Below are 26,623 nucleotides of genomic sequence, written 5' to 3' on the forward strand. Positions count from 1 at the left end.
AAGGCCAGAAGACGTGATAGACCTTTCGAAAACGCTGGAGGAACTTTGTGCCGAACGCGGCATGCGGATGACGGACCAGCGCCGTGTCATCGCCCGCGTGCTGCAGGAATCGGCAGACCATCCGGATGTCGAGGAGCTTTACCGCCGTTCCTCCGCCGTGGATCCGCGCATCTCGATTTCCACCGTTTACAGAACGGTGAAGCTGTTCGAGGACGCCGGCATCATCGAGCGTCATGATTTTCGCGATGGCCGCTCGCGTTACGAGACCGTGCCTGAGGAACATCACGATCATCTGATCGATCTGAAGAATAGTGTGGTCATCGAGTTTCATTCACCCGAGATCGAGGCGCTTCAGGAAAAGATCGCCAGGGAACATGGCTTCAAGCTCGTTGATCACCGGCTCGAACTCTACGGTGTACCGTTGAAGCCCGGCGAACATTGAGACGCTGGTGAGCAAGCGCACGGTTCAATCATGATGTGGCTTCGGACAGCCTATATTGCGGTCGTTCTCCTGATCGTCACGCTTATATTGCTGCCGCTGCAACTGTTGGGCCTTGCCTTCGACTGGCGGCTTCGTCGCCGCATTCCACGCATCTGGCACCGCATCGCCTGCCATGTCCTCGGCATTCGCGTGCATGTCCATGGGGATGTGGAGCGGGCAAAACCGCTGATGCTGGCGGTCAATCACGCCTCGTGGAAGGACATTCTCGTTCTCGGCAGTATTGCCGACGTGGTGTTCATCGCCAAGACGGAAGTGCGTGACTGGCCCGTCTTCGGCTGGCTCGCCCGTCTGCAGAAAAGCATCTTCGTCCAGCGCGAGCAGAAGCGCAGCACCGGTGCGCAGGTCGGCGAGATCGCCGCCCGCATGGCCGATGGCGAGATCGTCGTGTTGTTCCCGGAAGGCACTACCTCTGACGGCAACCGCATGCTTGCCGTCAAATCCTCGCTGTTTGGCGCAGCCTCCACGGCTGCCGAGCAGGTTCCGGGCAAGCTCGTCTATGTGCAGCCGGTCGCAATCGCCTATACGCGGGTGCAGGGCATGGCCATGGGACGTTACCACCGGGTCATTGCGGCCTGGCCGGGCAGCATAACTCTGGTGCCGCATCTGCTCGGTATCATCAGGGCAGGTGCCATCGACGTCGACGTTACATTCGGCGACAGCGTTCCGTTTCACAGCACAGATAACCGCAAGCGTCTGGCGACCGATATCGCCGCTTCTATCCGTTCCATGTTGGCTTTCAGCCTGCGTGGTGGCTGGCGGAAATAGAGCATTCCAGCTTTTCCGGTATTTTTCTGTTTAATCCGGGCGTGAAAAACACTAGATAACCGCCATGACCCAGGAAACGCTTGGCCTCGATGCCCCCGAAATGATTGCCCGCGAGGGCTCTAACAGCAGGAAGGTCTTCATCAAGACCTATGGCTGTCAGATGAACGTCTACGATTCCGTCCGCATGAGCGATGCGCTGGCGAAGGACGGTTACGTTCAGACGGAGGATATGGGCGAGGCGGATCTAGTGCTTCTGAACACCTGTCACATCCGCGAAAAGGCCGCTGAAAAGGTCTATTCGGCGCTCGGCCGCCTGCGCGACATGAAAAAATCGCGCGAAGAACAGGGCCGGGAATTCGTGATCGGCGTTGCCGGATGCGTGGCGCAGGCGGAAGGCGAGGAAATCCTTCGCCGTGCGCCAGCCGTCGATGTCGTCATCGGCCCCCAGACCTATCATCGCCTGCCGGACGCCTTGAAGCGGGTGCGCGGCGGCGAGCGCGTCATCGAGACCGAATATGCCGTTGAGGACAAGTTCGAACATCTGCCGGTGGCCGAAAAGGCAACACTGCGTACGCGCGGCGTCACGGCATTTTTGACGGTGCAGGAAGGCTGCGACAAGTTCTGCACCTTCTGTGTGGTGCCCTATACGCGTGGTTCGGAAGTTTCGCGTCCCGTGCGCCAGATCGTCGATGAGGCGATGAAACTGGTGGATGCCGGTGTGCGCGAAATCACGCTGCTCGGCCAGAACGTCAATGCCTGGCAGGGCGAAGGCCCGAAGGGCGAAAAATGGGGACTTGCCGAGCTTCTTTACCGGCTGGCGGAAATTCCCGGTCTTGCACGCCTTCGCTATACCACCAGCCATCCGCGCGACATGGATGACCGCTTGATTGGCGCACATCGCGACCTGCGCATTCTGATGCCCTATCTGCATTTGCCTGTTCAGTCCGGGTCGGATCGCATTCTGAAGGCGATGAATCGTCGCCATACAGGTGAGGAATATATCCAGCTCATTGAAAAAATCCGGGCCGTCCGCCCTGATATCGCCATGTCCGGGGATTTTATTGTTGGCTTCCCCGGCGAGACGGATCGTGATTTCGAAGACACGATGGCGATCATCGAACAGGTGAAATATGCGCAGGCCTTTTCATTCAAATATTCCACACGCCCAGGAACGCCGGGCGCTGATCTGACGGATCAGGTTGCGGAAGAGGTGAAGGCCGAGCGGCTGGAACGATTGCAGGCGCTGCTCTTGCGGCAGCAGAAGGAATTTGCGGAATCACTGGTCGGAAAGACGATGGATGTGTTGCTGGAAAAGCCCGGCCGCATGCCTGAACAGTTGATAGGTCGCTCTCCCTGGCTGCAATCTGTGAATCTTGATGCAAAGACTTTGAAAATCGGTGACATTGTTAATGTACGAATCACCGCAACGGGTCCAAACAGCTTGTTTGCCGAGGTGGCAGAGAGTTAGAGTGAGGAGCCGACACTGATTGGGACAGGAGCCTGACCGCTTGAACGCACATGAATTGGTATCACCTTCATCGCGCCAGCCACGCCAAGCCGCGACCGACGCCAATCACTTCGTCCTCACGTTCGAGAATAACAGGATAGCGGGAGAGCTATTCGGTCAGTTCGATCAGAACCTCAAATTGCTGGAACAACGCCTCAACATCGATGCGCGCCCGCGCGGCAATTCCGTTGCCATCACCGGCGATGTCGTTGCCACCAATCAGGCTCGCCGGGCGCTGGATTTCCTTTACGAGCGTCTGCTCAAGGGCGGAACCGCCGAGGTTTCCGACGTGGAAGGCGCGATCCGCATGGCCATGGCGGCAGATGACCAGCTGACCTTGCCGACGATGGAGCGCAAGGCGAAGATCTCCATGGCGCAGATTTCCACGCGCAAGAAGACCGTCGCTGCCCGAACGCCCACCCAGGATGTCTACATGCGGGCGCTGGAGCAGTCCGAACTGGTTTTCGGCGTCGGCCCCGCCGGCACCGGCAAGACCTATCTTGCCGTGGCGCATGCAGCGCAACTTCTGGAGCGTGGTGCGGTCGACCGCATCATCCTCTCGCGTCCCGCAGTAGAAGCGGGCGAACGCCTTGGCTTCCTGCCGGGCGACATGAAGGAGAAGGTCGATCCTTATCTGCGCCCGCTTTACGACGCGCTTTACGACATGATGCCGGGTGACAAGGTGGAGCGCGCCATTCAGGCGGGCGTCATCGAAATTGCGCCGCTGGCCTTTATGCGCGGACGCACGCTTGCCAACGCCGCCGTCATTCTGGACGAAGCCCAGAACACCACGACCATGCAGATGAAAATGTTCCTTACCCGTCTTGGTGAGAAAGGCCGCATGATCGTGACCGGCGACCCAAGCCAGGTGGACCTTCCGCGCGGCGTGAAGTCGGGTCTTGTCGAGGCCCTGCAAATCCTCACCGATGTGGAAGGTGTATCCGTCGTGCGCTTCAAGGATGTGGACGTCGTGCGCCATCCGATGGTGGCGCGCATCGTGCGGGCGTACGAATCCCACACGGCGGTGCCGGATGAAAGCCTCGTGAAGGGCAACTGACGCAAGACAATGACAGCTCTGGATATTCAAATCAGCGTCGAGGCCGAAGGCTGGTCCTCGGAAGAGGACCTTCTTGCATTCGCCACCAAGGTGCTGGATGCAGCGGTTGATTTTTTGAAGCGGGAAGAGAACCAACCCTTCCCGAAAATGCCGGTGGAACTGTCGCTGGTCTTTACCGACGATGAAAATATCCGGGAAATCAATGCTGAATGGCGCGACAAGGACAAGGCAACCAATGTCTTGTCTTTCCCCGCTTTTCCGCTGGAACCGGGCGGCATGCCTGGCCCGATGCTGGGCGATATCGTCATCGCGCGCGAGACGGTTGAACGCGAGGCTCTTGAACTTGAGAAGAGTTTCGAGGATCATCTGACCCATCTTCTTGTTCATGGGTTCCTGCACCTGTTCGGTTATGACCACATGGATGAGGAGGAGGCGGAAGAAATGGAGTCGCTTGAGACTCGCATTTTGGCGGTGCTTGGCCTATCTGATCCTTACGCGGGACAGGAACCGCTTTGAATATTGTCTGGAGCCATGAACGAACATTCTGCACGACCTGCCAATGAGGGCAGAGAAAACGGCGAGCAGTCCTCCTCGGAGGAGGGCAGTAGTCATTTACGGAACGACTCCAATGCAAAGCCGAGATCGACGATCTGGTCGCGCATTGGACGGTTGCTGAAGCCGTCACAGGGCGAGCGCCTGCGCGAGGATTTGACCGACGCGCTGATGGACGACACCGAAATCGGTGCCGCCTTTTCGCCCGAAGAGCGGGCGATGCTGAACAATATCCTGCGTTTCCGGGAGGTTCGGGTCGAAGATATCATGATCCCACGCGTGGATATCGACGGTCTCGACCAGAATATGACCATCGGCGAAGCTCTGATCCTCTTTGAGGAAACCGGGCGCTCCCGCATGCCGGTCTACGATGAGACGCTGGATAATCCGAAGGGCATGATCCACATTCGCGATCTGCTGGCCTATGTCGCCAAGCAGGCGCGCAACAAGCGCCGGGTGGGATCGCGTGGCGTTGCCTATGGCGAGGCGAAGGCTCCGCGCTCGCCGCGACCGAATTTTGACCTGGCACGGGTGGATCTGGAACAGACGGTCGCCGATGCCGGGCTGGTGCGTAAAATTCTTTTTGCACCCCCCTCCATGCTGGCCTCCGATCTTTTGAAGACCATGCAGGCACAGAGAACACAGCTTGCCCTGGTGATCGACGAATATGGTGGCACGGACGGTCTCGTCAGCCATGAGGACATCGTCGAGATGGTGGTGGGTGACATTGATGACGAGCACGACAAGGACGAGACGATGTTTTCGCGTCTGTCCGCCGACGTGCTGGTGGCGGATGCCCGCGCCGAACTTACTGAACTTGCCGAGGCAATCGGACCGGAATTCGATGTCCGCGAACATCTTGAAGAAATCGATACGCTCGGCGGCCTGATATTCTTCGCACTCGGCCGCATTCCGGCCAAGGGTGAAGTGGTCAGGGCCGTACCTGGTTTCGAGTTCCAGATCCTCGATGCGGATACAAGGCGTATCAAGGGTGTCCGTATCGTCCGCGATCATGGCTCGGAAGGGCAGGATGACCGCGCGCCGGGCGATGCCGATGCCGATGAGGTTATTCCGCTGCCCGCGCCGGATGTTCGCCTCATCACCCACCAGCAAAACGCTGACTGAGGTGGGCGACGGGATGCTCCCCGTCGCCTCCGCTCCTTGAACGCGTCATCAAGAGTCCAAAAGGACGCACGGTGCTCCGGCGATCATCCCTTCTGTGGACTGCGAATCTTTTTTCCTTTACGTCGAGTCTAAAGGGAAATTCCTTTGCGCGGCCATGCCGGGGTTGGGCTTTTCCGGGTGGGCATTAAACGGAGATGGCATGGAGCGTCTTGCAGGCAGGGTAATGCTGGCCGGCGGCAAAAGCCGCGCAGTGATGGCGATTGCCGCAGGCGCGGTTGGAGCGCTGGCCTTGCCTCCGGTTGGCTTTTTCGCGGCGCTTTTTTTGTCTTTCACCCTGCTTGTCTGGTTGGTCGATGGCTGCACCGGCAAGCCGGGCGGCGGCATCTTCAGCCGTATCATGCCCGCTTTCGGCATCGGTTGGTGTTTCGGTCTTGGTTATTTCGTGGCGGGCCTGTGGTGGCTGGGTAATGCGCTCCTGTTGGAAGCTGACGAGTTCGCCTGGGCGCTACCGCTCGCCATCCTCGGCCTTCCGGCTGTTCTCGCCGTGTTTTACGGTTTTGCGGTCGCAGCCGCCAATATCGTCTGGTCGGACGGTCTCGGCCGTATCGCCGCACTTGCGTCCGCATTCGGCCTTTTGGAATGGCTCCGCAGCTTCATAGCAACTGGCTTTCCCTGGAACGCTATCGGTTATGGCATCATGCCTGTGCCGATCATGATGCAGTCGGCGCATCTGCTTGGTCTTTTTGGTGTCACCACGCTTGCCGTCTTCATCTTCGCCTCGCCTGCCTTGATCGGCACGAAAAAAGGCATGTGGCCGGGTCTCATTGCGGCGAGCCTGCTGCTGGCTGGCCATTTTGGTTATGGCTTTTACCGCCTTCAGACACCGTTGGAGACACCTGCGGACGCGCTGACCGTGAGGATCGTGCAGCCGTCGATCGACCAGTCCCGCAAGATGCTGAATGCAGACAGGGCCGAGATTTTCAGCGAGCATCTGCGCTTGACGGGCCTGCCGCCCGGCGAAGGAAAAAAACGCCCAGATATCATCGTTTGGCCGGAGACCTCCGTGCCTTTCATCCTGACGCAAAACCCGGACGCTCTGGCGGAAATCGCCAAGACGCTTGAAGACGGGCAGGTCCTGTTTACCGGTGCGGTCAGAATGGAAGATGCCGGTGCCGGCCGGCCTCCGCGTTACTACAATTCGGTCTATGCGATTGACAGTCAGGGCGAGATCATCGGCGCGACCGACAAGGTCCATCTGACACCCTTTGGAGAATATGTCCCTTTCGAAGATATTCTACGGGGATTCGGCATCAATAATGTCATCAGCCTGCCGGGCGGCTTTTCAGCCGCGTCTTCGCGCACGCCTTTGACGCTTCCTTCCGGTAAAACCCTCTATCCCCTGATCTGCTACGAGATCATTTTTCCCGAAGAGATGACCCCTGGTCTGGCGGGCGCCGCAGCGATCCTGAACGTCACGAATGATGGCTGGTTCGGCGATACACCCGGCCCTTATCAGCATTTTCTGCAGGCAAGAGTACGGGCCGTTGAAACGGGAGTGCCGGTGATTCGCGGCGCTAATACCGGAATTTCCGCCGTTATAGATCCCTATGGTCGTATTATTGCCGGGTTGGATTACGGCCGGGTCGGAATTGTTGACGCCACCTTGAGTGGTGGGTCAAATGACGCTGTTACTTACGACATACATCGGACGTATTTCTGGTTGATTTTTTCTATCATGCTGACCGTTTCGGTATTTTCTGCCTGGCGTTTTGCCCGGCGCCAGAATTGACCGGGAACCCCTACAATTGCATAGTGAATACGTCAGTCGTAAAACAAGTTTAGACGCTGTCGAAATACCAGCTCATTTCTTCGAATAAGCAATGAAACGAGATATCAACCCTTTCCGAGTGTCAGGACCGCATGATGACCGAAAATAAGAAAAAGCCTAACCCCATCGACATTCATGTCGGAAGCCGAATTCGTCTTCGCAGAACCATGCTGGGCATGAGCCAGGAAAAGCTGGGTGAAAGCCTCGGAATTACCTTTCAGCAAATTCAGAAGTATGAAAAGGGCACGAACCGCGTGGGCGCCAGCCGCCTGCAGAATATCTCCGCGATTCTGAATGTGCCGGTTTCCTTCTTCTTCGAGGACGCGCCGGGTGATCAGGCCGTCGGCACGACGGGCATGGCAGAAGCATCGAGTTCCAATTACGTGGTGGATTTCCTGTCGTCTGCCGAAGGCTTGCAACTGAACCGCGCTTTCGTGAAGATCGCCGACCCGAAGGTTCGCCGCCGCCTCGTTGATCTCGTGAAGTCGCTCGCCGCCGAAGGGGATGCTGAGTAGCACTCGCAGGCGACTGCTTTATTTTCCAGCGTACGGCGCTGGACACTCAACGGTCCGCAAGGGCCGTTTTTTTGTGCCCAATTAGAAAGGAATTCTCACATAAAGATATATTTATGTGGTTGTGTCCTTGTCTTTCATGGCCGAAATGACTAACAAACTCGAAGACCGTTCTTTGAGGGGAATCCCGCATGCGTGCCAATTACCTGTTCACCAGCGAGTCCGTGGCCGAAGGTCATCCGGACAAGGTTTGTGATCGTATTTCCGATGAAATCGTGGATCTCATCTATCGTGAGGCATCCAAGACGGGTGTCGACCCCTGGACCGTGCGCATCGCATGCGAAACGCTTGCGACGACGAACCGTGTCATTATCGCCGGTGAGGTTCGGGTTCCCGATACCCTGCTGAAAAAGGACAAGGACGGCAAGGTTCTCAAGGATGCTGCCGGCCACCCGGTCATCAATCCCTCGAAGTTCAAGTCGGCTGCCCGCAAGGCGATCCGCGACATCGGCTATGAGCAGGATGGTTTCCACTGGAAGACGGCGAAGATCGACGTTCTCCTGCATCCGCAGTCGGCGGATATCGCGCAGGGCGTGGACAACGCCTCCGACAAGCAGGGCGACGAGGGTGCTGGCGACCAGGGCATCATGTTCGGTTACGCCTGCAAGGAAACGCCGGACCTGATGCCGGCTCCGATCTATTATTCCCACCGTATTCTGCAGCTGCTCGCGACCGCCCGTAAAAGCGGCGAAGGCGAAGCTGCGAAACTCGGTCCCGACGCCAAGAGCCAGGTGACGGTTCGTTACGTCGACGGCAAGGCTTCGGAAGCCGTATCCATCGTTTTGTCCACGCAGCATCTCGATGCCAGCTGGGATTCGAAGAAGGTTCGCGAAGTTGTCGAACCTTATATCCGCGAAGCGCTGGGTGACCTGAAGATCGCCGATGATTGCCAGTGGTATATCAACCCGACGGGCAAATTCGTCATCGGTGGTCCCGATGGCGATGCGGGTCTGACCGGCCGCAAAATCATCGTGGACACCTATGGCGGTGCTGCCCCCCATGGCGGCGGTGCATTCTCCGGCAAGGACACGACCAAGGTCGACCGTTCCGCGGCCTATGCTGCCCGCTATCTGGCCAAGAACGTGGTGGCTGCCGGTCTGGCCGAGCGCTGCACCATTCAGATTTCCTACGCGATCGGCATCGCCCAGCCTCTGTCGATTTATGTCGATCTGCACGGTACCGGCAAGGTCAGCGAAGATCAGGTCGAAGGCGCCATCCGCAAGGTCATGGATCTGTCGCCGTCGGGCATTCGCCGTCATCTCGATCTCAACAAGCCGATCTATGCCAAAACATCTTCCTACGGCCATTTCGGTCGCAAGGCGGGCCGTGACGGTTCCTTCTCCTGGGAGAAGCTCGATCTGGTGAAGCCGCTCAAGGAAGCTTTGAGCGCTTGAAGCATTTCCAGTAAAATTGCGTAGCGATTTTACGTCCGGAAAATGCGGGGACTTGTTCTAAGCCTTGTCATTCGACGGGGATTGAGAGATACCGGTTGCACCATTTGTAACCCGCATAGTGCCATTCAAGTGGCCCTGTGCGGGTTTAGTCTATTTGTTCTTGAGAGTATGACATGACGGAAGAGCGGCGTTCGCGCGCAACGGAAGCGTTTTTTGGCAGACGCAAGGGCAAGCCCCTGCGCAATCAGCAGATCGATACGATCGAAAACCTGCTGCCTTTGCTGAAAATCGATCTGGAAAGCGCGCCTCCGAAAAATCTCGTCGCTCTCTTTCCGGCGGATGTGAAATCGGTGCGTCTGGAAATCGGTTTCGGCGGCGGCGAGCACCTTGTCCACCGCGCGGTTGAAAATCCTGAGACCGGCTTTATCGGCGTCGAGCCCTTCGTCAATTCCATGGCCAAGCTGCTGGCAAGCGTGCGTGAAGGCGAGTTGATGAATATCCGCCTTTACGATGATGACGCGACGCAATTGCTGGATTGGCTGCCGGATGGGTCGATCGATCACATCGATCTTCTCTATCCCGATCCTTGGCCGAAGAAGAAGCACTGGAAGCGCCGTTTCGTTTCCGACGTCAATCTTGCCCGTTTCCATCGCGTCCTGAAACCCGGTGGCAAGTTCTGCTTTGCTTCCGATATCGATACCTACGTCAACTGGACGCTACAGCATTGCGCCCGCCACGGCGGTTTCGAGTGGACGGCGGCAAGTGCCGAGGACTGGCACACCCCCTATGCCAACTGGCCGGGCACGCGTTATGAGAACAAGGCGAAAAGAGAAGGCCGCAGCTCGGCCTATCTCACTTTCATTCGCATTTAACAGCTCGAACCGTCAGATATTCGCGTCCACTTCGGCAGCAACCGGAATGGAAGGCTGTGCGCCGGCGCGGGTGCAGGCGAGCGAGCCTGCGACTGCGGCGCGCTTTAGCGCCTTTTCGAAATCCATACCCTGATCGAGGCTGGCGGCGAGATAACCGCAGAATGTATCGCCAGCGCCAACAGTATCGACCGGCTCGATCTTGAGACCGGACGCCTTGAAGACCTTGCCGTTGCGAATGGCGATCACGCCATCAGCACCAAGCGTCACGATCAATGTCTGGCCGGTCTGCTCATGCAGGGATTTGAGTTCATTTTCCCGTTCGGAGGCTGAAAGTCCATTTTTGCCGATCAGCAGTTCGAACTCGGTCTCATTGGCGATGACGATATCGGCAAGGCTGGCAAGGCGCGGCCCGTCCGCGGTCAGCGGCGCGGTATTGATGATAGTGGTGATGCGTTTAGCCTTCGCGGCCGTCAGTGCTGCTTCGATTGAGGGTGCGGGCACCTCGAACTGAAGCATCAGAATATCGCCCGCTGCCATCTCCGCCACGGCTCTTGCGGCGTCGGATGCGGAAACTTCGCCATTGGCGGCGGGAATGACCGAGATCATGTTCTCCCCGCCTTCACCGATCAGGATTACGGCGGTTCCCGTGGGGCCGGGCGCGGTCTTGACGAGCGATAGATCGGTGCCGGCATCGCGCAGCAATGTCAGCGCTGGCGCGGCAAAGGTGTCATCACCCGTAGCGCCCGCCATTTTGACCGTTGCACCTGCGCGCCGTGCGGCAAGCGCCTGATTGGCTCCCTTTCCGCCGGCCGCCGTGGAAAAGGTCTCTCCCGTCACGGTTTCACCGGGTTTGGGCAGGCGTTTGGCGGTGGCGACGAGATCCATGTTGATGGAGCCGAAAACAGTAATCATCAGGGCATGTCCGTATGAAATTCAAAGCAAGGCGGCGACTTTGCCCGAGGGGATCACTCGTCGTCAACCACCCGCAACTTGGCCGTTCCTGCCCTGTTCTCTGCAAAGCGTCGCGCCTGCTCGATTTCGCTATGGGAGGTCTCCTTTTCCGTCGGCGAAAAATCGAGTCCCTCGATCTTCTGGCCACGCGCCAGCACCTTGTCGGAGGAGATCAGCATCATGTCGACATCTTTCTGCGCCAGCCCGAAATGGGCTTGCAGCTTGCGCGTCCGGTCGTCCAGCCGCCGCACGTCATCCATGAGAAGCGCGACTTCACCCTGAATGAGGTGCGCCTGCTCGCGCATGCGCTGGTCCTTCAGCACCGACTGGATAACCTGCACCGACAGCATCAAAAGCGATGGCGAGACAATAACGACACGAGCGCGATGGGCACGCTGCACGAGATATTCGAAATGCTGGTGAATATCGGCGAAGATCGATTCCGACGGCACGAAGATGAAGGCCGTATCCTGCGTTTCTCCGCGTATCAGATATTTCTCCGCCACGTCGCGAATATGCACTTCCATATCGCGGCGGAACTGCTGGGTCGCAGCCCGTTTGCCCTCGGGCGTTTCATCCGCCTTCAGCGCATTCCACGCCTCCAGCGGAAACTTGGCATCGATGACGAGGGACGGGGCGTTGTTCGGCATCCTGATGATGCAGTCCGGTCGGTAGCCATTCGAAAGCGTGGGCTGAAGCTGAAAGGCCCCGGCGGGGAGCGCATCGGCGATCAGCGCTTCCATGCGCGCCTGCCCGAAAGCGCCGCGCGTCTGCTTGTTGGAGAGGATCGCCTGAAGCCCGACCACGTCCTTTGCCAGATCCTGAATATTACCCTGGGCGGCATCGATAACCGCAAGCCGCTCCTGCAGGCGGCTTAGATTCTCGTGCGTCGATCGGGTCTGCTCGGTCAGCGTCTCGCCCAGCCGCTGCGACATGCCGTCGAGGCGCTGGTTGATCGTCTGGCCCATCTCGCTCTGGCGCGTGCCGAGCGTCTCGGCCATCGCCGCGATCCGGCCGTGCAGTTCCGACTGGGTTTTCAGCAGATCGGAAATTTCACCATCGGCTTCCGCTTTTTTCCCACGACTTTTCGTGACCATCCAGAAAGCGGAAAGGCCGAAAACGAGAGCCGTAAGAAGCCCGCCGAAGCTGATGTCGACGGAGCCGGCCCGCAAGGCGGGATCGAGGAGAAAAGAGAAATCGATGCTCATGGCTAAATCTACCAGATTTCCAGTGATTCGTAAGATCAAAACAAGAACATTCATGCGGCGGAATTGAGTCGGCCAAAACCGGACGAAGGTCTCATTTCGACCGCGTATTTTTTATTTCCTCCGCGCAAGAGATACGTTATGGGAAGCCATGACTATCAAACCGCTTATCATTTTGCCCGATCCCGTGCTGCGCCAGCAATCAAGGCCCATCGAACAGGTGGATGCCGAAGTGTTGCGCCTTGCCGACGATATGCTCGAAACCATGTATGATGCGCCGGGTATCGGCCTTGCCGCCATTCAGGTGGGCGTGCCGCGCCGCATGCTGGTGATCGACGTTTCGCGCGAGGACGAGGAGAAAAAGCCGGTCGTCTTCATCAATCCGGAAATCCTCAGAGTGTCGGACGACGTCTCGGCCTATGAGGAAGGGTGTCTCTCCATTCCCGATTATTATGCCGAGGTAGAGCGTCCCGCATCCCTGACAGTGCGATATGTCGATCGTGACGGCAAGCAGCAGACGGTCGATGCGGACGGACTTCTGGCGACGTGTCTGCAGCATGAGATCGACCACCTGAACGGCATTCTGTTCATCGACCATATTTCGCGGCTGAAGCGAGAAATGGTCATCAAGAAATTCACCAAAGCAGCCCGCGCTAAGGTCTGATTCGTCTTAAATATGTAGACGGACCGGCATAGAGGGCAGGGGGCGATATGGCTCTTCGCATCATTTTCATGGGCACGCCGGATTTTTCCGTTCCCACGCTGCGTGCATTGGTGGACGCTGGTCACGAGCTCGTTGCCGTTTATACGCAGCCGCCGCGTCCAGGCGGTCGCCGTGGCCTCGATCTGCAGAAATCGCCGGTGCATCAGGCCGCCGAACTGCTGGGTCTGCCCGTGCTGACGCCGGTGAATTTCAAGGCCGAGGAGGACCGGCAGCATTTCAGGGAATTCAACGCCGATGTCGCTGTTGTCGTTGCCTATGGGCTGCTATTGCCCGAGGCAATCCTGAGCGGTACGCGTCTTGGCTGCTATAACGGCCACGCCTCGTTGCTGCCGCGCTGGCGCGGCGCTGCTCCCATTCAGCGGGCGATCATGGCTGGCGATGCCGAGACGGGCATGATGGTCATGAAAATGGAAAAGGGGCTCGATACCGGCCCGGTGGCGCTGACCGCCAAGGTCACGATCGGTGAGAATACCACGGCAGGTGAATTGCACGACAGCCTGATGCTGACAGGCGCGCGGCTGATGCGGCAGGCGATGGACAAGCTGGAAGCAGACGATCTTCCTCTCGTTGCGCAGCCGGAAGAAGGCGTCGTTTATGCGTCGAAAATCGACAAGGGCGAGACCCGGATTAATTTTTCCCGGCCGGCACAGGACGTCCATAACCATATCCGCGGCCTTTCGCCTTTCCCCGGCGCCTGGCTGGAAATGGAAATCGGCGGTAAGGCCGAGCGCGTGAAGGTTCTGGCGTCAGAACTGGCGAGCGGTATGGGCGAAGCGGGCGCTGTGCTCGATGACGCCCTGACCATCGCCTGCGGCAGTGGCGCGGTGCGGCTTACCCGTTTGCAGAAGGCGGGTGGCAAGCCGCTGTCGGCTGCCGATTTCGTTCGTGGCACACCCGTTCCCGCCAGAACGAGGCTCGGCTGATGCCGCGTTTCCGCATGACCGTCGAATATGACGGTACGCCTTACTTCGGCTGGCAGAGACAGGATAACGGCCCTTCAGTTCAGGGCGCGCTTGAAGCTGCCGTCCGGTCGCTTACCGGCGAAACCGTTTCTATTCGCGGCGCTGGCCGCACCGATTCCGGCGTGCATGCCGTGGGACAGGTAGCCCATGTCGATCTTTCCCGCGATTGGGCGCCATATAAGCTTCGCAATGCTCTCAACGCCCATCTGGCCATGGCGAAAGAGGCCGTCTCGGTTATCGACGTAACGGCGGTGACCGAGGATTTCGACGCGCGCTTCTCCGCGCTTCGCCGCCATTATCTGTACCGCATCATTTGCCGGAAAGCGCGGCTGGCACTCGAGCACAGGCGCGCATGGTGGGTATCGAAAGATCTGGACCACGAACGCATGCATGAAGCTGCACAGATGCTCGTCGGCCGGCACGATTTTACCACTTTCCGCTCGGTTCATTGTCAGGCGAGCAGCCCGGTCAGAACGCTCGACCGGCTGGATGTGACGCGCAATGGCGATCTTATCGAGATACGCGCCACCGCGCAGAGCTTTCTCCACAACCAGATACGCTCTTTTGCCGGAACGCTGAAAATGGCCGGTGAAGGCAGCATGACACCGGAAGACGTGCGCGCGGCACTGGAAGCACGGGATCGCAAAGCTTGCGGCCCCGTCGCGCCGCCGGATGGTCTCTATTTCATGCAGGTTGATTATCCCGACGTCATTCCGCCGCGGGTCTATTCAAAGGTCGAGACGGTCGAAGACACAGACTGAAGTCCGTCTCGTTTCTCAGGCCGGATAAACGCCGAGAAAACGTTGCAGCGCCTCGGACAGAAGCATGCCCGGCACCAGCAGGGTCATGACGATCGCCGAGACAAGCAACGACTGGTCGCGGATGAAGAAGCGCACGATCCGCGAAAAGGCGAAGACCAGCGACAGCAGCAGTGCCAGCCAGAGGATGGCGATCAGCCCCTGCAAGGGCGGCAGAAAAAACGCGATCAGGATCAGAACCGCATAGGCATAGGAAAACGGCAGCGACAGCCAGTTCATGGTGGTGACCAGTGCGGTGAATTTTTCCCGTGCGCCAAAGGCGAACAGCAGCATGCCGATCAACAACAGCGGCACGATCCAGCAGATAGCCTCGACCATCGCAAGGCGGAAAAAGTAGATTAGTCCCGTTCCTGTTCCGGGCGGATAGCTTGCCAGGAACGCAGCGCGCAGCCACAGCCAGGACACCAGCATGGCGGGCAGGCACCAGAGGGCGGAGTAGAAGGACCGCCACATGCCGCGCTCGGAAAGATCCAGATAACGCGCGCCGGTATGGTCGCCGAGCAGCAGCAGCCAGAGGCCTTTCAGATAGAGCCTTACTTCACTTGCCGTCGGCATGAGAGAACCAGCGTTCGATGAAGGTCTCGTAGATGCGTGTCAGCGTCTCCAGATCGGCGATTTCCACGCGCTCATCGACCATATGCATGGTCTGCCCGACGAGGCCGAATTCCACGACGGGGCAATAATCCTTGATGAAACGCGCATCCGACGTGCCGCCGGTGGTCGAAAGCTTGGGCTCCTTGCCTGTCACGGCTTCCACGGCGCCGGAAAGCGATGAGATGAGCGCATTGTTCCGGGTCAGGAAAACATGGGCCGGACGGTCCGCCCAGACGATCTCATATTTGACCGGGCTGCGGTCGGGACGAAGTTCTCCCTCGGCAGCGGCGGCATCGAGGCGGCGGATGATTTCCGCCCGCAGGCTCTCCACCGTCCAGCTGTCATTGAAACGGATGTTGAACGACGCCGTCGCCCGCGCCGGAATGACATTTGTGGCGGCGTTGCCGGTGTCGATGGTCGTCACTTCCAGATTGGACGGCTGGAAGTCATCCGTACCGTGATCGAAGGGCGGATGCATCAGCGCGTGGGTCAGTTGCAGCAGCCCGCGAATGGGGTTGTCGGCCAGATGCGGATATGCGGCATGACCCTGCACGCCATGCACGGTGATGCGGCCCGAAATCGACCCCCGGCGGCCGATCTTGATCATGTCGCCCAGCTGGTCGGGGTTGGTCGGTTCACCAACCACGCAGGCATCCCATGTCTCGCCTTTGGCGGCGGCCCATTCCAGCAACTTGGAGGTGCCGTTGATCGAGGGGCCTTCCTCGTCACCGGTGATCAGGAAAGAAACGGAACCTTTCGGTTTTCCGTGTTTCTCGATGTAGCGGGCAATGGCGGCAACGAAACAGGCAATGCCGCCCTTCATGTCCACCGCACCACGGCCGAACATTTCGCCGCCGGCAATTTCAGCGGCAAAGGGCGGATGGCTCCATGCCGCCTCGTCGCCCACCGGAACAACATCGGTATGGCCCGCAAACATCAGGTGCGGACCTTCCGTGCCAAGCCGGGCGTAGAGGTTTTCAACGTCAGGCGTTCCCGCTTCCGTCGCCACCATCTTTTCCACCGCAAAGCCAAGCGGTGAAAGCAGGGTGTCTAGCAGCGATAGCGCGCCACCTTCGGCGGGCGTCACCGAAGGGCAACGGATGAGGGCGGCGAGATTTGCAACGGGATCGGTCGTGGTCATGGTATCAGCTTTTATCAGTCGCGCAGAAGCTCGTTGATGCCGGTCTTGGAGCGGGTCTTTTCATCGACGCGCTTGACGATGACGGCGCAATAAAGGCTTGGGCCCGGCTCGCCGTTCGGGAACGGCTTGCCCGGCATGGTGCCGGCAACGACGACGGAATAGGGTGGCACTTCGCCATAGGTGATCTCGCCGGTGGCGCGATCGACGATCTTGGTCGACTTGCCGATGAAGACGCCCATGCCGAGAACGGCGCCTTCGCGCACGATGCAGCCTTCTACGACTTCCGAACGGGCACCGATGAAGCAATTATCCTCGATGATTGTCGGGCCGGCCTGAAGCGGCTCCAGAACGCCGCCGATGCCAACGCCGCCGGACAGATGCACGTTCTTGCCGATCTGCGCGCAGGAGCCAACCGTCGCCCAGGTGTCGACCATCGTGCCTTCATCGACATAGGCGCCGAGATTGACGAAGGAAGGCATCAGCACCACGTTCTTGGCCACATAGGCCGAGCGGCGCACGACGGCGTTAGGCACTGCGCGGAAGCCCGCAGCGCGGAACTGGTTTTCACCCCAGTTCTCGAACTTCGACGGCACCTTGTCCCACCAGGTGGATTCACCGGGGCCGCCGGTGACGATTTCCATGTCGTTCAGACGGAAGGAGAGGAGCACGGCCTTTTTCAGCCATTGGTTCACTTTCCAGTTCCCGTCCGCCTGCTTTTCGGCGACGCGGACCTTGCCGCTGTCGAGAAGTTGAAGAGATGTGTTCACCGCGTCGCGAACCTCGCCCTTTGTCGATACGTTCACACCGTCACGGTTGTCGAAGGCTGTTTCGATGGTGGTTTCGAGAGAGGTGAGATCCGGAAGGCTCATGGAAAATTCCTTGAATGTCGCGTGTGTTCGTGGCCACGGATGGTCCCGCGCCGCTGGAAGGCTCTGGTCATTTGATCTAAGGGAGTGTTGGAAAGGCGTCAATGTGATTTGGGTGATTTGGCGCACCAGACGAAAGGCTTGGAAATGACACGACTGAAAAACGGCAAATTGCGGCGCAAGGATGGGGTGTGGGACCCGTTGAAGCGTAGCTCTGCGGACAAGCAGCAGGCCGATGTCATTCCCAAAACACCGCAGTCGGATTCCCCATCCTACCGGCTTGCCTACGCGGATATGGATTTTCTCTGCCGCGAGGAGTTGCGCCCCGTCAGGCTTCAACTCGAACTTCTGAAGACGGAAATGGCGCTGACCGAGCGGGGCATCAAGTCCACCGTCGTCATGTTCGGCGGCGCGCGCATTCCCGAGCCCGGCGGGGAGGCTTGGGCGGCCCGCAACGAGACGCAGAAACGCAATCTGGAGCAATCCTCGGTTTATTACGAGGAGGCGCGCAAGTTCGCCCGGCTCTGCACCGACTACGGCGCGAAATCGGACCATCTGGAATATGTCGTGGTCACTGGTGGTGGTCCCGGCGTGATGGAAGCAGGCAATCGCGGCGCAGCCGATGTCGGAGGCCCGTCCATCGGCCTCAACATCGTTCTGCCGCATGAGCAGGCGCCCAACCCCTATGTCACGCCGGAGCTGAGCTTCAACTTCCACTATTTCGCCATCCGCAAGATGCATTTTCTGATGCGGGCCAAGGCCGTGGTGATCTTCCCCGGCGGTTTCGGCACGCTCGATGAACTCTTCGAGACGCTGACGCTGATCCAGACGAAGCGCATGGCGCCCATCCCGCTCATTCTCTTCGGAGAGAAATTCTGGCGCTCCGTCGTCAATTTCGGATTCCTCGCGGACTTTGGAACCATTGCGCCCGAAGATATGGAGCTGCTACATTTCGCCGAAACGGCCGACGATGCATGGAACATCGTATCCGCCTATTACGAGCACTGATTTCGGCTTGATGCGACGGGGGAATTTTAGGGGTTAATTAGCAAAGATATTCTAATTTCCCCTCGTCGCGTTGCAGCGCACTGCCCCCAGCGGGCGGGCCTCCATGACGGAGATTTCTCATCCGTTGACGCCAGCCTTTTTGGCCGGCGATTTGATCGAGGCCAAAATGTTCAATTTCAAAGTGAAGTCGCTTGCGACCAAGCTGATCCTTGTAACCGGCTGTGCAATCACCACGGTCCTTGTCGCATCGAATTCCTTCCTCATTTCCCAGACCAGCGACCGTGTCCATTCGCTGACCATGGATCAGGCGAACACCGAGGCACGCGCCATCGCCAACGTCATCGCCGCCGATGTCGGTGAACTCGGCAGCGCTGCCCGCTCCATGGCCGGTATCATCGGCCGTGCGCACCAGGCGAAATCGATGGACCGCCCCGGCATCGTCAACATCCTCAAGGCCAATGTCGAGCAGAATGCTTTCGCTTTCGGAAGCTGGTTCTGTGAGCAGCTGGGCCTTTTCGACGGACAGACCACCGAGATCGCCAACAGGCTCGATCTCGGCACCAATGCAACGGGTGCATTTGCCCCCTACTGGTCGAAGACCCAGAAAGGCGACATCCAGTTTTCGACCTTCAAGAACGACTATGCGGCGGAGTGGTATTCGCTCGCTGCCAAATCCGGCAAAGGCGCCATTACCCAGCCCTATCTGGCCGAAGGCACGGAAGTGCCCACCACAATGACCTCGCTTGCCTATCCCGTCATGTCTGATGGTAAGATGATTGGTGTGGCGGGGGTCGATATCTCTCTGGCAGCTCTGTCGCAGAAGCTGCAGGCGCTGCATCCTTTCGAAACCGGCCGTGTGACACTCATTTCGCAGGGCGGCCAATGGCTGGTACCGCCGACGCCCGAGCAGAACATGAAGGCCTATGACGGAGAGGGTGCAAGCACCGTTCAGGCGGCGATCACATCCGGCAAGCAGGGCCTGATCGAAAATCTCGGTCTTGATACCGACGCGCCCTATAACCGCCTTGTCTATCCGTTTGCGGTTCCGGGCCTCAATGCCACCTGGGTGGTTCTGGTGGATATCCCGCATCAGGCGTTGAACGCGCCGGTGCAGGAACAGACTTATCTGATGATCCTCGGGGCGATCGTCATTCTTGCGGCGGTTATTGCCGCGCTCTATTTCTCCGTCCGCTATTTCGTCCGCAATCCGCTCGCCTCGCTGGTCTCCGATGTGAAAACACTGAGCGACGGTCGTTACGATGTGCCGGTTTCCGGACAGGACCGCAGGGATGAGACGGGCGCGGTGGCAACGGCTCTGGAAGGCTTCCGTGCGAAGCTTGCCGGTATCCGCGAAATGGAAGCGGATGCCGCCGTGCAGCGTGGCAATGCGGAAACGGAGCGCCAAAGGTCCGAATCCGAGCGCAATGAGAACAGCCGGATGCAGCAACATATCGTGAGCGTACTCGGTGCAGGTCTCAATGCGCTCTCGCAGGGCAATCTGACCTATCGCATCGAGGACCAGTTCCCCGGTGAATATGCAAAGCTGCGCAACGACTTCAACTCGGCGCTCGCCAGCCTCGAGGAAACCGTTTCCACCGTCAACGGAACCGTTGCCAGCATCGGCAACGGCACCGGCGAGATCACCCGCGCTGCGAGCGATCTCTCCCACCGCACGGAACAGCAGGCTGCAAGCCTGGAAGAAACCGCTGCCGCCCTCAACCAGCTGACGGCGCAGGTCAATTCCAGTGCGGAAAACGCAGCGCAGGCGGCGACAGCTGTCAGCAATGCCTGCGACGACGCCGGCAAGTCGGGCGAGGTCGTGCAGCAGGCCGTCAGTTCCATGGAAGGCATCGCTCAATCCTCGGCGGAAATCTCCCGCATCATCGGGGTAATCGACGAAATCGCTTTCCAGACCAACCTTCTGGCGCTGAATGCCGGTGTGGAAGCTGCCCGTGCGGGCGAGGCTGGCAAGGGTTTTGCCGTTGTCGCGCAGGAAGTACGTGAACTGGCGCAACGTTCCGCGACAGCCGCGAAGGAGATCAAAGGTCTGATCAACACCTCCGCAAGGCAGGTGGGCGAGGGCGTCCAGCTGGTCGGCAAGGCCGGCGAGACGATGAGAAAGATTGCCGATCAGGTTCTGCAGATCAACCAGCTGATAAGGCAGATTTCGGCCTCCGCCAGCGAGCAGGCGGTCGGTCTCAAGGAGATCAACTCCGCCGTCACCCAGATGGATCAGGTCACCCAGCAGAATGCGGCCATGGTGGAAGAAACAACGGCGGCAAGCGTGACGCTGAACAGCGAGGCGGAAACGCTGAAATCGCTCGTTGCCGGTTTCTCCGTATCCGGCGGTCATTCCAGCCAGTCCGGCCAGCAATTGCGCGCCACCGCGGCGGCAATGCGTGCGCCTGTTGCCTCGTCACAGGCATCGGGCCGCTCGGCTGCGACCCAACGTTCCCGCCCAAGAACCAGCGGCGCAAACGCGCTGGCACAGGACGACTGGACGGAGTTCTGAGAATATCCCGTGGTTCCAAATGAAAGGGCCGCTGGTCATGCCAGCGGCCCTTTTTCATGTCTGCGTTTCCATCAGAGGCGGGCGAAACGTTCCGTCAGCAACTCGAAGAAGCCGTCCGCATCCACATTTCGCATCACGCGGGCGTTGACCGGGCGCTCGGTCACCCGCCACCAGTCCACCACCGTCATGCCCATGGTCAGTTCGGAATTGACCTCGATTTCGACATTGCAATCGCGGCCCTGAAACAGCTCGGGCTTGAGGAGATAGGCGATAACGCTTGGATCGTGCAGGGGGCCGCCGTCCGAACCGTATTTCTCGATGTCGAAACGCTCGAAGAATTCCAGCATTTCCGCCATGGCGATTGCCGGGCGTGTGCCTATATCGCGAATGCGGCTGACACGCGCCTTGGTGGTCAGCAACTGGTGGGTTACGTCAAGCGGCATTACGACGATGGGCACGCCGGAACGGAAGACGATATCGGCAGCCTGCGGATCGACATAGATGTTGAATTCCGCAGCCGGTGTGATGTTGCCGCCTTCAAAGAAGCCGCCACCCATCATCACCAGTTCCTTGACGCGGCCTGCAATCTCGGGGGCCTTCTGCAAAGCCAGCGCCACATTGGTCAGCGCGCCGAGCGTGCAGAGCGTCACGGTGCCCGCAGGCTCCCGCAGCAGCGTTTCGATGATGAAATCGACGGCGTGCTGCTTTTGTGCCTCCATCGTCGGCTCGTCGAGAACCGGGCCATCGAGGCCGGTGCTGCCGTGAACATGCTCGGCAGTGATGGGCTTTCGCACCAGTGGCCGCTCGGCACCCTCATAGACGGGAATATCGGTGCGGTCGCACAATTCGCAGATGATGCGGATGTTGCGGCTGGTCAGTTTCAGCGGAACATTGCCGGCGACGGCGCACAGACCGAGAATTTCAATTTCTTCCGGGCTTGCGAAAGCCAGCATGATCGCTGCCGCGTCGTCCTGACCTGGATCCGTGTCTATGATGATTTTTCTGCGTTCTGCCATGTCTTGCCCGCCGTTGAGATAAGGCGCTTTTTTCGAGCGGCGGACGCTCACTTGTCAAGCCTCATTCCTCGGAGTGCCTGCCTTTGCCTTGTGGCCCCGCCTTGCGCATCGTGGTTTTGCTTCCCATATTGCGTACAGCCGGTAAGATTGACCGGCAGGGTTGCCGGAAGCGGGACCGCGAAACGTCGCTTGGTTGCAAGGACAGAGACGATATGAGCCGCATGACGCCATTCACCCACCCGCTTTTGCTGGGTTTTGATGCCATGGAAAAAACGCTGGAGCGTATGGCGAAGGCCAATGATGGCTATCCTCCATACAACATCGAGCGCCTGCCCGGCGCTGAAGACGTACCGGAACGCCTGCGTATCACGATTGCAGTCGCCGGTTTTTCGCAGGACGATCTGGATGTGACGACGGCCGACAACCAGCTCGTCATTCGCGGTCGCCAGCAGGAGCAGGAAAAGCGGGATTTTCTCTACCGGGGTATCGCTGCCCGGCAATTCCAGCGGGTCTTCGTGCTTGCAGACGGCATGCAGGTGAGGGACGCGCGCCTGCGCAATGGCCTTCTTGCCATCGATCTGGTGAAGCCCGAAATTTCAAACGTGGTAAAGAAAATTAATATTTCCGTCTCAGAGTAGAACGTGAACGCCGGAATCCGACACGAATCGCTCGGCGTGAAGAAGGAGGCTGAAATATGCTTTTAAAAGAAGCGCATGCGCGTCTCACCCGGTCCCAGCTCGCTCATATCGGCGAGGGAGAAGTGGGCTATATCCGTAAAATCCGTGCGGAAGACGTAAGCCGCTGTTTCCCGGAAGCGCCTGATCTCGATCCGCAACTCGATCTCTGGGCCCTGTTTGGCGCGGATGGCACGCCGATCCTCCTCACAGACAATCGTTCCAGCACGTTTTTCAAGGCTGCCGAAGACGATCTGAAAACCGTCAGCCTGCATTGAAAGGAAAAAAGCCCGCCGATTGAGCGGGCTTTTTCTTATGTGATTAAAGGAACGGGCGGTCTGGCATATCATCGATAGAGATGACGCCGTCCTTGTTCCTGTCCAGCCGTTCGAACATTTTTTCGCCGGCTGCGGTGAATTCGGCCTTGCTGACCTGGCCGTTTTCATCGGTGTCGGCCATGCGCATCATCGCGAACGCCCCACCCTTGCCGCCATGCTTGCCCCAGCCCTGACGACCGCCATGTTCGCGTTCGGCGCGCTTGCCTTCAGGTCCCTTGCCTTCGCCCGCTTTGGCGTCAGCAGCCTCTGGGCGCGGATGAGCCGCACGGAACGCCTCCATTTTGGCCTGGCGGTATTCACGCATTTCCTTTGGCGTGATCGAACCGTCCTTGTCCTTGTCGATCTCGGCAAAAAGTGCGTCCTGACGTGCGGCGAACTCTTCCTTGGTAATCTTGCCGTCCTTGTTGGTGTCGGCCACCTTCAGCAGCTGAACGAACGCCAGTTCCGGGCGGAACGGCATGCGTTCGCCGTGGCCTTTGCCGTGCGCTGGCGGGGCCGCAAAGCTGGCTGTAGCGGCCGAGCCGAGCAAGAGGGCTGCGCCAAGAGCAGAGAGTGCGATCTTTCGTGTAGACATCGTCATTACCTTCCGTTGGTGTCCCTGAGGAGGAAGATAGTGGCGCAGGTGGCAGTTCACTACTTAAACATCCGTAAGGTGCATGAAGCTTCGGTAATGTCGTCTGCGCTCGATTTCGATGTTACCTGTCAGCGGGCGATCGTTTTGATCAGGAAACCGGTCAGATCGTCAGTGATGTAGTCGATATGCTCATCCGTCGCGGCGGGGATCTCCCAGCGCTCCATGATGACGCCTTCGAGGTTCGAAGGAACGAGCAGCACGGTCTTCATGCCAAGTGCCTTGGGTGCCGCGAGATTGCGTGGCAGGTCCTCGAACATGGCCGCTTTTCTGGTGTCGAGCTTCGCAAGTGCGGCAAACTTCTCATAGGTCGCACTGGCCGGTTTTGGCAGATAGTCCGCGGCGACGATGTCGAAAATATCCTCGAACTGGTCGAGAATGCCGAGCGCGCCCGCCGCTGCCTGTGCATGCTTGACGCTGCCATTGGTGAGGATGAACTTGCGGCCCGGCAACGCCTTGATTGCCTCGCCGAGCTCCGGATGCGGGCTCAGCGCGGAATAGTCGATGGCATGCGCGCGCTCCAGAAACTCGCCCGGGCTGATGCCGTAGTGGATCATCAGGCCCTGAAGCGTGGTGCCATGTTCGTGGTAATAGCGCTTCTGAAGTGCGCGAGCCTCGTCGGGCTCGAGCTTTAAAAGCTCCGCAACATAGGCCGTCATGTTACGATCGATCTGCGAAAACAGATTGACGTGATGCGGATAGAGCGTGTTGTCGAGGTCGAAGACCCATTCGCTGACGTGGGCGAAATCGGCGGCATCGGGCAGGTTTTTCGGCTTTGTGTCCATGGGCAGCTTTATGCCCGTTTCGAATGCCGAAGAAAATCGAAAAGACGACGACAGACGGGAAAATCGGGCTTGGCTGCGGCCTCCAGCGCATGATACCGCCAAGATCATGGAACTCTGGATAGGCATAACCTTCGCAAGCGCGTTCTTGCAGAACCTGCGCTCGACCCTGCAAAAGCACCTGAAGGGCATGATGGGCACCACGGGCGCCACTTTCGTGCGCTTCGTTTTTGGAATGCCCTTCGCTCTTGCCTATCTCGGTTTTCTGCATGGTGTACTTGGCCGGCCGCTGCCGGTGCCGAACATGTCATTCGCTGTCTGGGCGATGGTCGGGGCCATGGCGCAGATCGCCGCCACTTTCCTGTTGGTGCACCTGTTTTCCTTCCGCAACTTCGCGGTTGGCACGGCCTATTCCCGAACTGAGCCGGCGCAGGCGGCATTGTTTGCGCTGATTTTCGTTGGCGAAAGCGTCAATGGCGGCACTCTTGCGGCCATCGCTATTTCGGTGGCCGGCGTCATGCTGATTTCGGTTGCGCGCACGGAAGTGACCCCTGCCTCCATTCTCACCTCCATCTTCAGCCGGACGGCGGGCATCGGCCTCGCCTCGGGGGCTTTTTTCGGCCTGTCGTCTGTCGCTTACCGTTCGGCCTCGCTGGCGCTAGCACCCAGCCTGCCGGCACCGGATGCGGTGATGCAGGCCGGCTTTACCCTCGTCGTTGTCATCGTGACGCAGACCTTGGCGATGTTCTTGTGGATCGTATGGCGGGAGAGGGACGAATTGCGGCGGATCGCGAAGGCATGGAAACCGTCGCTTGCGGTCGGTTTCGTGGGGGCCACGGCGTCATTCGGCTGGTTCACGGCGATGACGTTGCAGCAGGCGGCCGTGGTCAAGGCGCTGGCGCAGGTGGAGATGCTCTTCGCCTTCGCCTCGACCGTGCTCTTCTTCAAGGAAAAGATCAACCGGCTGGAACTTTCGGGCTGCCTGCTGATCGTGCTGGGCGTGCTGTCGCTTCTGATATTCGGCTGAAAGTGTCGTCGTGGCGGACAGGCACTCCCGTCCGCCACATGAACCGTATCAGGGCACGATGAGCGTGCCCGCGCCTTCCGTGAAGATTTCCAGAAGAACGGAATGGGCGGTCTTGCCGTTGAGGATCACCACGCCCTGAACACCGGCCTTGATGGCCTCGATGCAGGTCTCGACCTTCGGTATCATCCCACCGGAAATCGTGCCGTCCTTGATCAGCGCACGCGCCTGGGAGACCGTCAGTTCCTTGATGAGTTCCTTGTTCTTGTCGAGAACACCAGGCACGTCCGTGAGGAACAGGAGGCGGGTGGCGTTGAGCGCACCGGCAATTGCGCCGGCAAAGGTGTCGGCATTGATGTTGTAGGTGGCGCCATCGCGACCGGGAGCGACGGGAGCGATGACCGGGATCATCTCCGACTTGGCAAGCAGGTCGAGCAGGGTGCGGTCGACCTCGACGACTTCACCGACAAAACCAAGATCGAGAACGCGCTCGATATTGCTGTCGGGATCGACGACGGTCTTTTTCGCCTTTTCGGCGAAGACCATGTTGCCGTCCTTGCCGCACAGGCCAATGGCCCATTCGCCCGTCTGGTTGATGAGCGCGACGATCTCCTTGTTGATCGAGCCGGCCAGAACCATTTCGACGATCTCGACTGTCTTGGCATCGGTAACGCGCAAGCCGCTTTCGAACTTCGATTCAATGCCCATCTTCGTCAGCATCGCGCCGATCTGCGGGCCGCCGCCGTGCACGACGATGGGGTTGATACCGGACTGCTTCAACAGGGCGATATCTTCCGCAAAAGCCTTTCCAAGTGTTGAGTCGCCCATGGCATGACCGCCATATTTCACCACGATGGTCTTGTTCTCATATTTCTGCATAAAGGGCAGAGCCTGTGCGAGCAGCCGCGCCTGAGTCTCGCTTTCGGAAGCAGTCATGGAAAAACCTCGGTCTGTGGTTGCGGCCCTTGAGAGCCTTTCATCGCTCTACAGCATCGGCGCAAAAATCGGAATCGATTTTTGCGGTGCAGGATGCGCAGATTCGGCATGTCGATGCGTTTGCAAAGACAGGTGAATACGCGGGGTGAATGAATGAAGTAACCTCCGGGCCATATTGTGTCGGCGCATAGTAAAATTCCGCTTTTGGGCGGCCTGCGGCGCGTAATAAGATTGACATAAAGCACCAATCGGACCAGCCTTGTGGCG

27 protein-coding genes are annotated in these 26,623 nt (G+C 58.9%); 18 read left to right on the forward strand and 9 right to left on the reverse strand.

What is annotated here, in order from left to right; genetic code table 11:
* Positions 1–13 precede the first annotated feature (13 nt).
* The 10 genes from G6L97_RS00150 (at position 14) to trmB (ending at position 10,174) form a co-directional block, all read left to right on the forward strand.
* Entirely contained in the window at positions 14–442 is a 429-nt protein-coding gene (locus G6L97_RS00150; RefSeq protein ID WP_003514787.1) for a Fur family transcriptional regulator, read from the forward strand.
* Between the two features lie 30 nt (positions 443–472).
* Positions 473–1,267, forward strand: coding sequence for a lysophospholipid acyltransferase family protein (locus G6L97_RS00155; RefSeq protein WP_019564424.1), 795 nt, complete (start codon positions 473–475; stop codon positions 1,265–1,267).
* Between the two features lie 64 nt (positions 1,268–1,331).
* The gene (miaB, locus tag G6L97_RS00160; protein ID WP_162686712.1) at positions 1,332–2,735 is read left to right on the forward strand and encodes a tRNA (N6-isopentenyl adenosine(37)-C2)-methylthiotransferase MiaB; all 1,404 of its coding nucleotides are present in this window, start codon (positions 1,332–1,334) and stop codon (positions 2,733–2,735) included.
* A gap of 40 nt (positions 2,736–2,775) precedes the next feature.
* Positions 2,776–3,831, forward strand: coding sequence for a PhoH family protein (locus G6L97_RS00165; protein ID WP_003514799.1), 1,056 nt, complete (start codon positions 2,776–2,778; stop codon positions 3,829–3,831).
* Positions 3,832–3,840: 9 nt separating this feature from the next.
* Positions 3,841–4,347 (forward strand): rRNA maturation RNase YbeY, encoded by a 507-nt coding sequence (gene ybeY, locus G6L97_RS00170; RefSeq protein WP_025592266.1) that lies wholly within the window; start codon positions 3,841–3,843, stop codon positions 4,345–4,347.
* A 15-nt stretch (positions 4,348–4,362) separates the two neighbouring features.
* The gene (locus tag G6L97_RS00175; protein WP_003514803.1) at positions 4,363–5,508 is read left to right on the forward strand and encodes a hemolysin family protein; all 1,146 of its coding nucleotides are present in this window, start codon (positions 4,363–4,365) and stop codon (positions 5,506–5,508) included.
* Between the two features lie 199 nt (positions 5,509–5,707).
* Positions 5,708–7,297, forward strand: a complete 1,590-nt coding sequence (gene lnt / locus G6L97_RS00180; RefSeq protein ID WP_065661440.1) for an apolipoprotein N-acyltransferase — start codon at positions 5,708–5,710, stop codon at positions 7,295–7,297.
* Positions 7,298–7,431: 134 nt separating this feature from the next.
* Complete coding sequence (locus G6L97_RS00185) at positions 7,432–7,851, forward strand: helix-turn-helix domain-containing protein (RefSeq protein WP_003514807.1); 420 nt, start codon at positions 7,432–7,434, stop codon at positions 7,849–7,851.
* Between the two features lie 188 nt (positions 7,852–8,039).
* Positions 8,040–9,302 carry a methionine adenosyltransferase gene (gene metK / locus G6L97_RS00190; RefSeq protein ID WP_003514808.1) on the forward strand — a complete coding sequence of 421 codons (1,263 nt, stop codon included), beginning with the start codon at positions 8,040–8,042 and terminating at the stop codon, positions 9,300–9,302.
* A gap of 173 nt (positions 9,303–9,475) precedes the next feature.
* On the forward strand, positions 9,476–10,174 hold the full coding sequence (gene trmB / locus G6L97_RS00195; protein WP_111782848.1) for a tRNA (guanosine(46)-N7)-methyltransferase TrmB: 699 nt from the start codon (positions 9,476–9,478) through the stop codon (positions 10,172–10,174).
* Positions 10,175–10,186: 12 nt separating this feature from the next.
* Here the strand turns inward: trmB and G6L97_RS00200 are convergent, their stop codons facing one another.
* The gene (locus tag G6L97_RS00200) at positions 10,187–11,086 is read right to left on the reverse strand and encodes a ribokinase (RefSeq protein WP_013635377.1); all 900 of its coding nucleotides are present in this window, start codon (positions 11,084–11,086) and stop codon (positions 10,187–10,189) included.
* 53 nt (positions 11,087–11,139) lie between these two features.
* The gene (locus tag G6L97_RS00205) at positions 11,140–12,333 is read right to left on the reverse strand and encodes a DNA recombination protein RmuC (RefSeq protein WP_065703748.1); all 1,194 of its coding nucleotides are present in this window, start codon (positions 12,331–12,333) and stop codon (positions 11,140–11,142) included.
* Between the two features lie 148 nt (positions 12,334–12,481).
* Here G6L97_RS00205 and def point away from each other — a divergent pair, with 148 nt between their 5' ends.
* The 3 genes from def to truA are packed head-to-tail and all read left to right on the forward strand — an operon-like array spanning position 12,482 to position 14,777.
* Positions 12,482–12,994: a peptide deformylase gene (gene def, locus G6L97_RS00210; RefSeq protein ID WP_065703749.1), complete on the forward strand. Its 513-nt coding sequence runs from the start codon at positions 12,482–12,484 to the stop codon at positions 12,992–12,994.
* Positions 12,995–13,041: 47 nt separating this feature from the next.
* Complete coding sequence (gene fmt / locus G6L97_RS00215; protein ID WP_111782847.1) at positions 13,042–13,977, forward strand: methionyl-tRNA formyltransferase; 936 nt, start codon at positions 13,042–13,044, stop codon at positions 13,975–13,977.
* A complete protein-coding gene (gene truA, locus G6L97_RS00220) occupies positions 13,977–14,777 on the forward strand; it encodes a tRNA pseudouridine(38-40) synthase TruA (protein WP_111782846.1) in 801 nt (266 codons plus the stop codon). Before fmt ends, truA begins: the two co-directional genes overlap by 1 nt.
* Positions 14,778–14,792: 15 nt before the next feature.
* Here truA and G6L97_RS00225 read toward each other — a convergent pair whose 3' ends face one another.
* From G6L97_RS00225 to dapD, 3 genes are read right to left on the reverse strand one after another with little or no spacing between them, the layout of a single operon-like run.
* Positions 14,793–15,389 carry a hypothetical protein gene (locus tag G6L97_RS00225; RefSeq protein WP_003514818.1) on the reverse strand — a complete coding sequence of 199 codons (597 nt, stop codon included), beginning with the start codon at positions 15,387–15,389 and terminating at the stop codon, positions 14,793–14,795.
* Positions 15,373–16,569: a succinyl-diaminopimelate desuccinylase gene (dapE, locus tag G6L97_RS00230; protein WP_111782845.1), complete on the reverse strand. Its 1,197-nt coding sequence runs from the start codon at positions 16,567–16,569 to the stop codon at positions 15,373–15,375. Before dapE ends, G6L97_RS00225 begins: the two co-directional genes overlap by 17 nt.
* A gap of 14 nt (positions 16,570–16,583) precedes the next feature.
* The gene (gene dapD / locus G6L97_RS00235) at positions 16,584–17,438 is read right to left on the reverse strand and encodes a 2,3,4,5-tetrahydropyridine-2,6-dicarboxylate N-succinyltransferase (protein ID WP_003514821.1); all 855 of its coding nucleotides are present in this window, start codon (positions 17,436–17,438) and stop codon (positions 16,584–16,586) included.
* Between the two features lie 144 nt (positions 17,439–17,582).
* On the opposite strand from dapD, the gene G6L97_RS00240 reads away from it, so the two are divergent.
* Positions 17,583–18,443 carry an LOG family protein gene (locus tag G6L97_RS00240; RefSeq protein ID WP_111782944.1) on the forward strand — a complete coding sequence of 287 codons (861 nt, stop codon included), beginning with the start codon at positions 17,583–17,585 and terminating at the stop codon, positions 18,441–18,443.
* A gap of 166 nt (positions 18,444–18,609) precedes the next feature.
* On the forward strand, positions 18,610–20,955 hold the full coding sequence (locus G6L97_RS00245) for a methyl-accepting chemotaxis protein (RefSeq protein ID WP_025592281.1): 2,346 nt from the start codon (positions 18,610–18,612) through the stop codon (positions 20,953–20,955).
* Positions 20,956–21,026: 71 nt separating this feature from the next.
* Here G6L97_RS00245 and G6L97_RS00250 read toward each other — a convergent pair whose 3' ends face one another.
* On the reverse strand, positions 21,027–21,971 hold the full coding sequence (locus tag G6L97_RS00250) for a nucleoside hydrolase (RefSeq protein ID WP_013635386.1): 945 nt from the start codon (positions 21,969–21,971) through the stop codon (positions 21,027–21,029).
* Positions 21,972–22,183: 212 nt separating this feature from the next.
* Here G6L97_RS00250 and G6L97_RS00255 point away from each other — a divergent pair, with 212 nt between their 5' ends.
* Both G6L97_RS00255 and G6L97_RS00260 read left to right on the forward strand, forming a co-directional pair.
* Entirely contained in the window at positions 22,184–22,609 is a 426-nt protein-coding gene (locus G6L97_RS00255; RefSeq protein WP_019564411.1) for an Hsp20 family protein, read from the forward strand.
* Positions 22,610–22,665: 56 nt separating this feature from the next.
* Positions 22,666–22,923 (forward strand): BQ00720 family protein, encoded by a 258-nt coding sequence (locus G6L97_RS00260; RefSeq protein ID WP_003493591.1) that lies wholly within the window; start codon positions 22,666–22,668, stop codon positions 22,921–22,923.
* 43 nt (positions 22,924–22,966) lie between these two features.
* Here the strand turns inward: G6L97_RS00260 and G6L97_RS00265 are convergent, their stop codons facing one another.
* Positions 22,967–23,563 (reverse strand): EF-hand domain-containing protein, encoded by a 597-nt coding sequence (locus G6L97_RS00265; RefSeq protein WP_025592284.1) that lies wholly within the window; start codon positions 23,561–23,563, stop codon positions 22,967–22,969.
* A gap of 122 nt (positions 23,564–23,685) precedes the next feature.
* Complete coding sequence (locus G6L97_RS00270) at positions 23,686–24,399, reverse strand: pyrimidine 5'-nucleotidase (RefSeq protein ID WP_174002585.1); 714 nt, start codon at positions 24,397–24,399, stop codon at positions 23,686–23,688.
* Positions 24,400–24,505: 106 nt separating this feature from the next.
* Between G6L97_RS00270 and G6L97_RS00275 the strand changes: the two genes are divergently transcribed.
* A complete protein-coding gene (locus G6L97_RS00275; protein ID WP_035252051.1) occupies positions 24,506–25,423 on the forward strand; it encodes a DMT family transporter in 918 nt (305 codons plus the stop codon).
* Between the two features lie 48 nt (positions 25,424–25,471).
* On the opposite strand, the gene argB is transcribed toward G6L97_RS00275, so the two are convergent.
* Positions 25,472–26,356, reverse strand: coding sequence for an acetylglutamate kinase (gene argB, locus G6L97_RS00280; protein WP_003514834.1), 885 nt, complete (start codon positions 26,354–26,356; stop codon positions 25,472–25,474).
* Positions 26,357–26,623: the final 267 nt, after the last annotated feature.

The organism is Agrobacterium tumefaciens, assembly GCF_013318015.2.
Classification (GTDB): Bacteria; Pseudomonadota; Alphaproteobacteria; order Rhizobiales; family Rhizobiaceae; genus Agrobacterium; species Agrobacterium tumefaciens.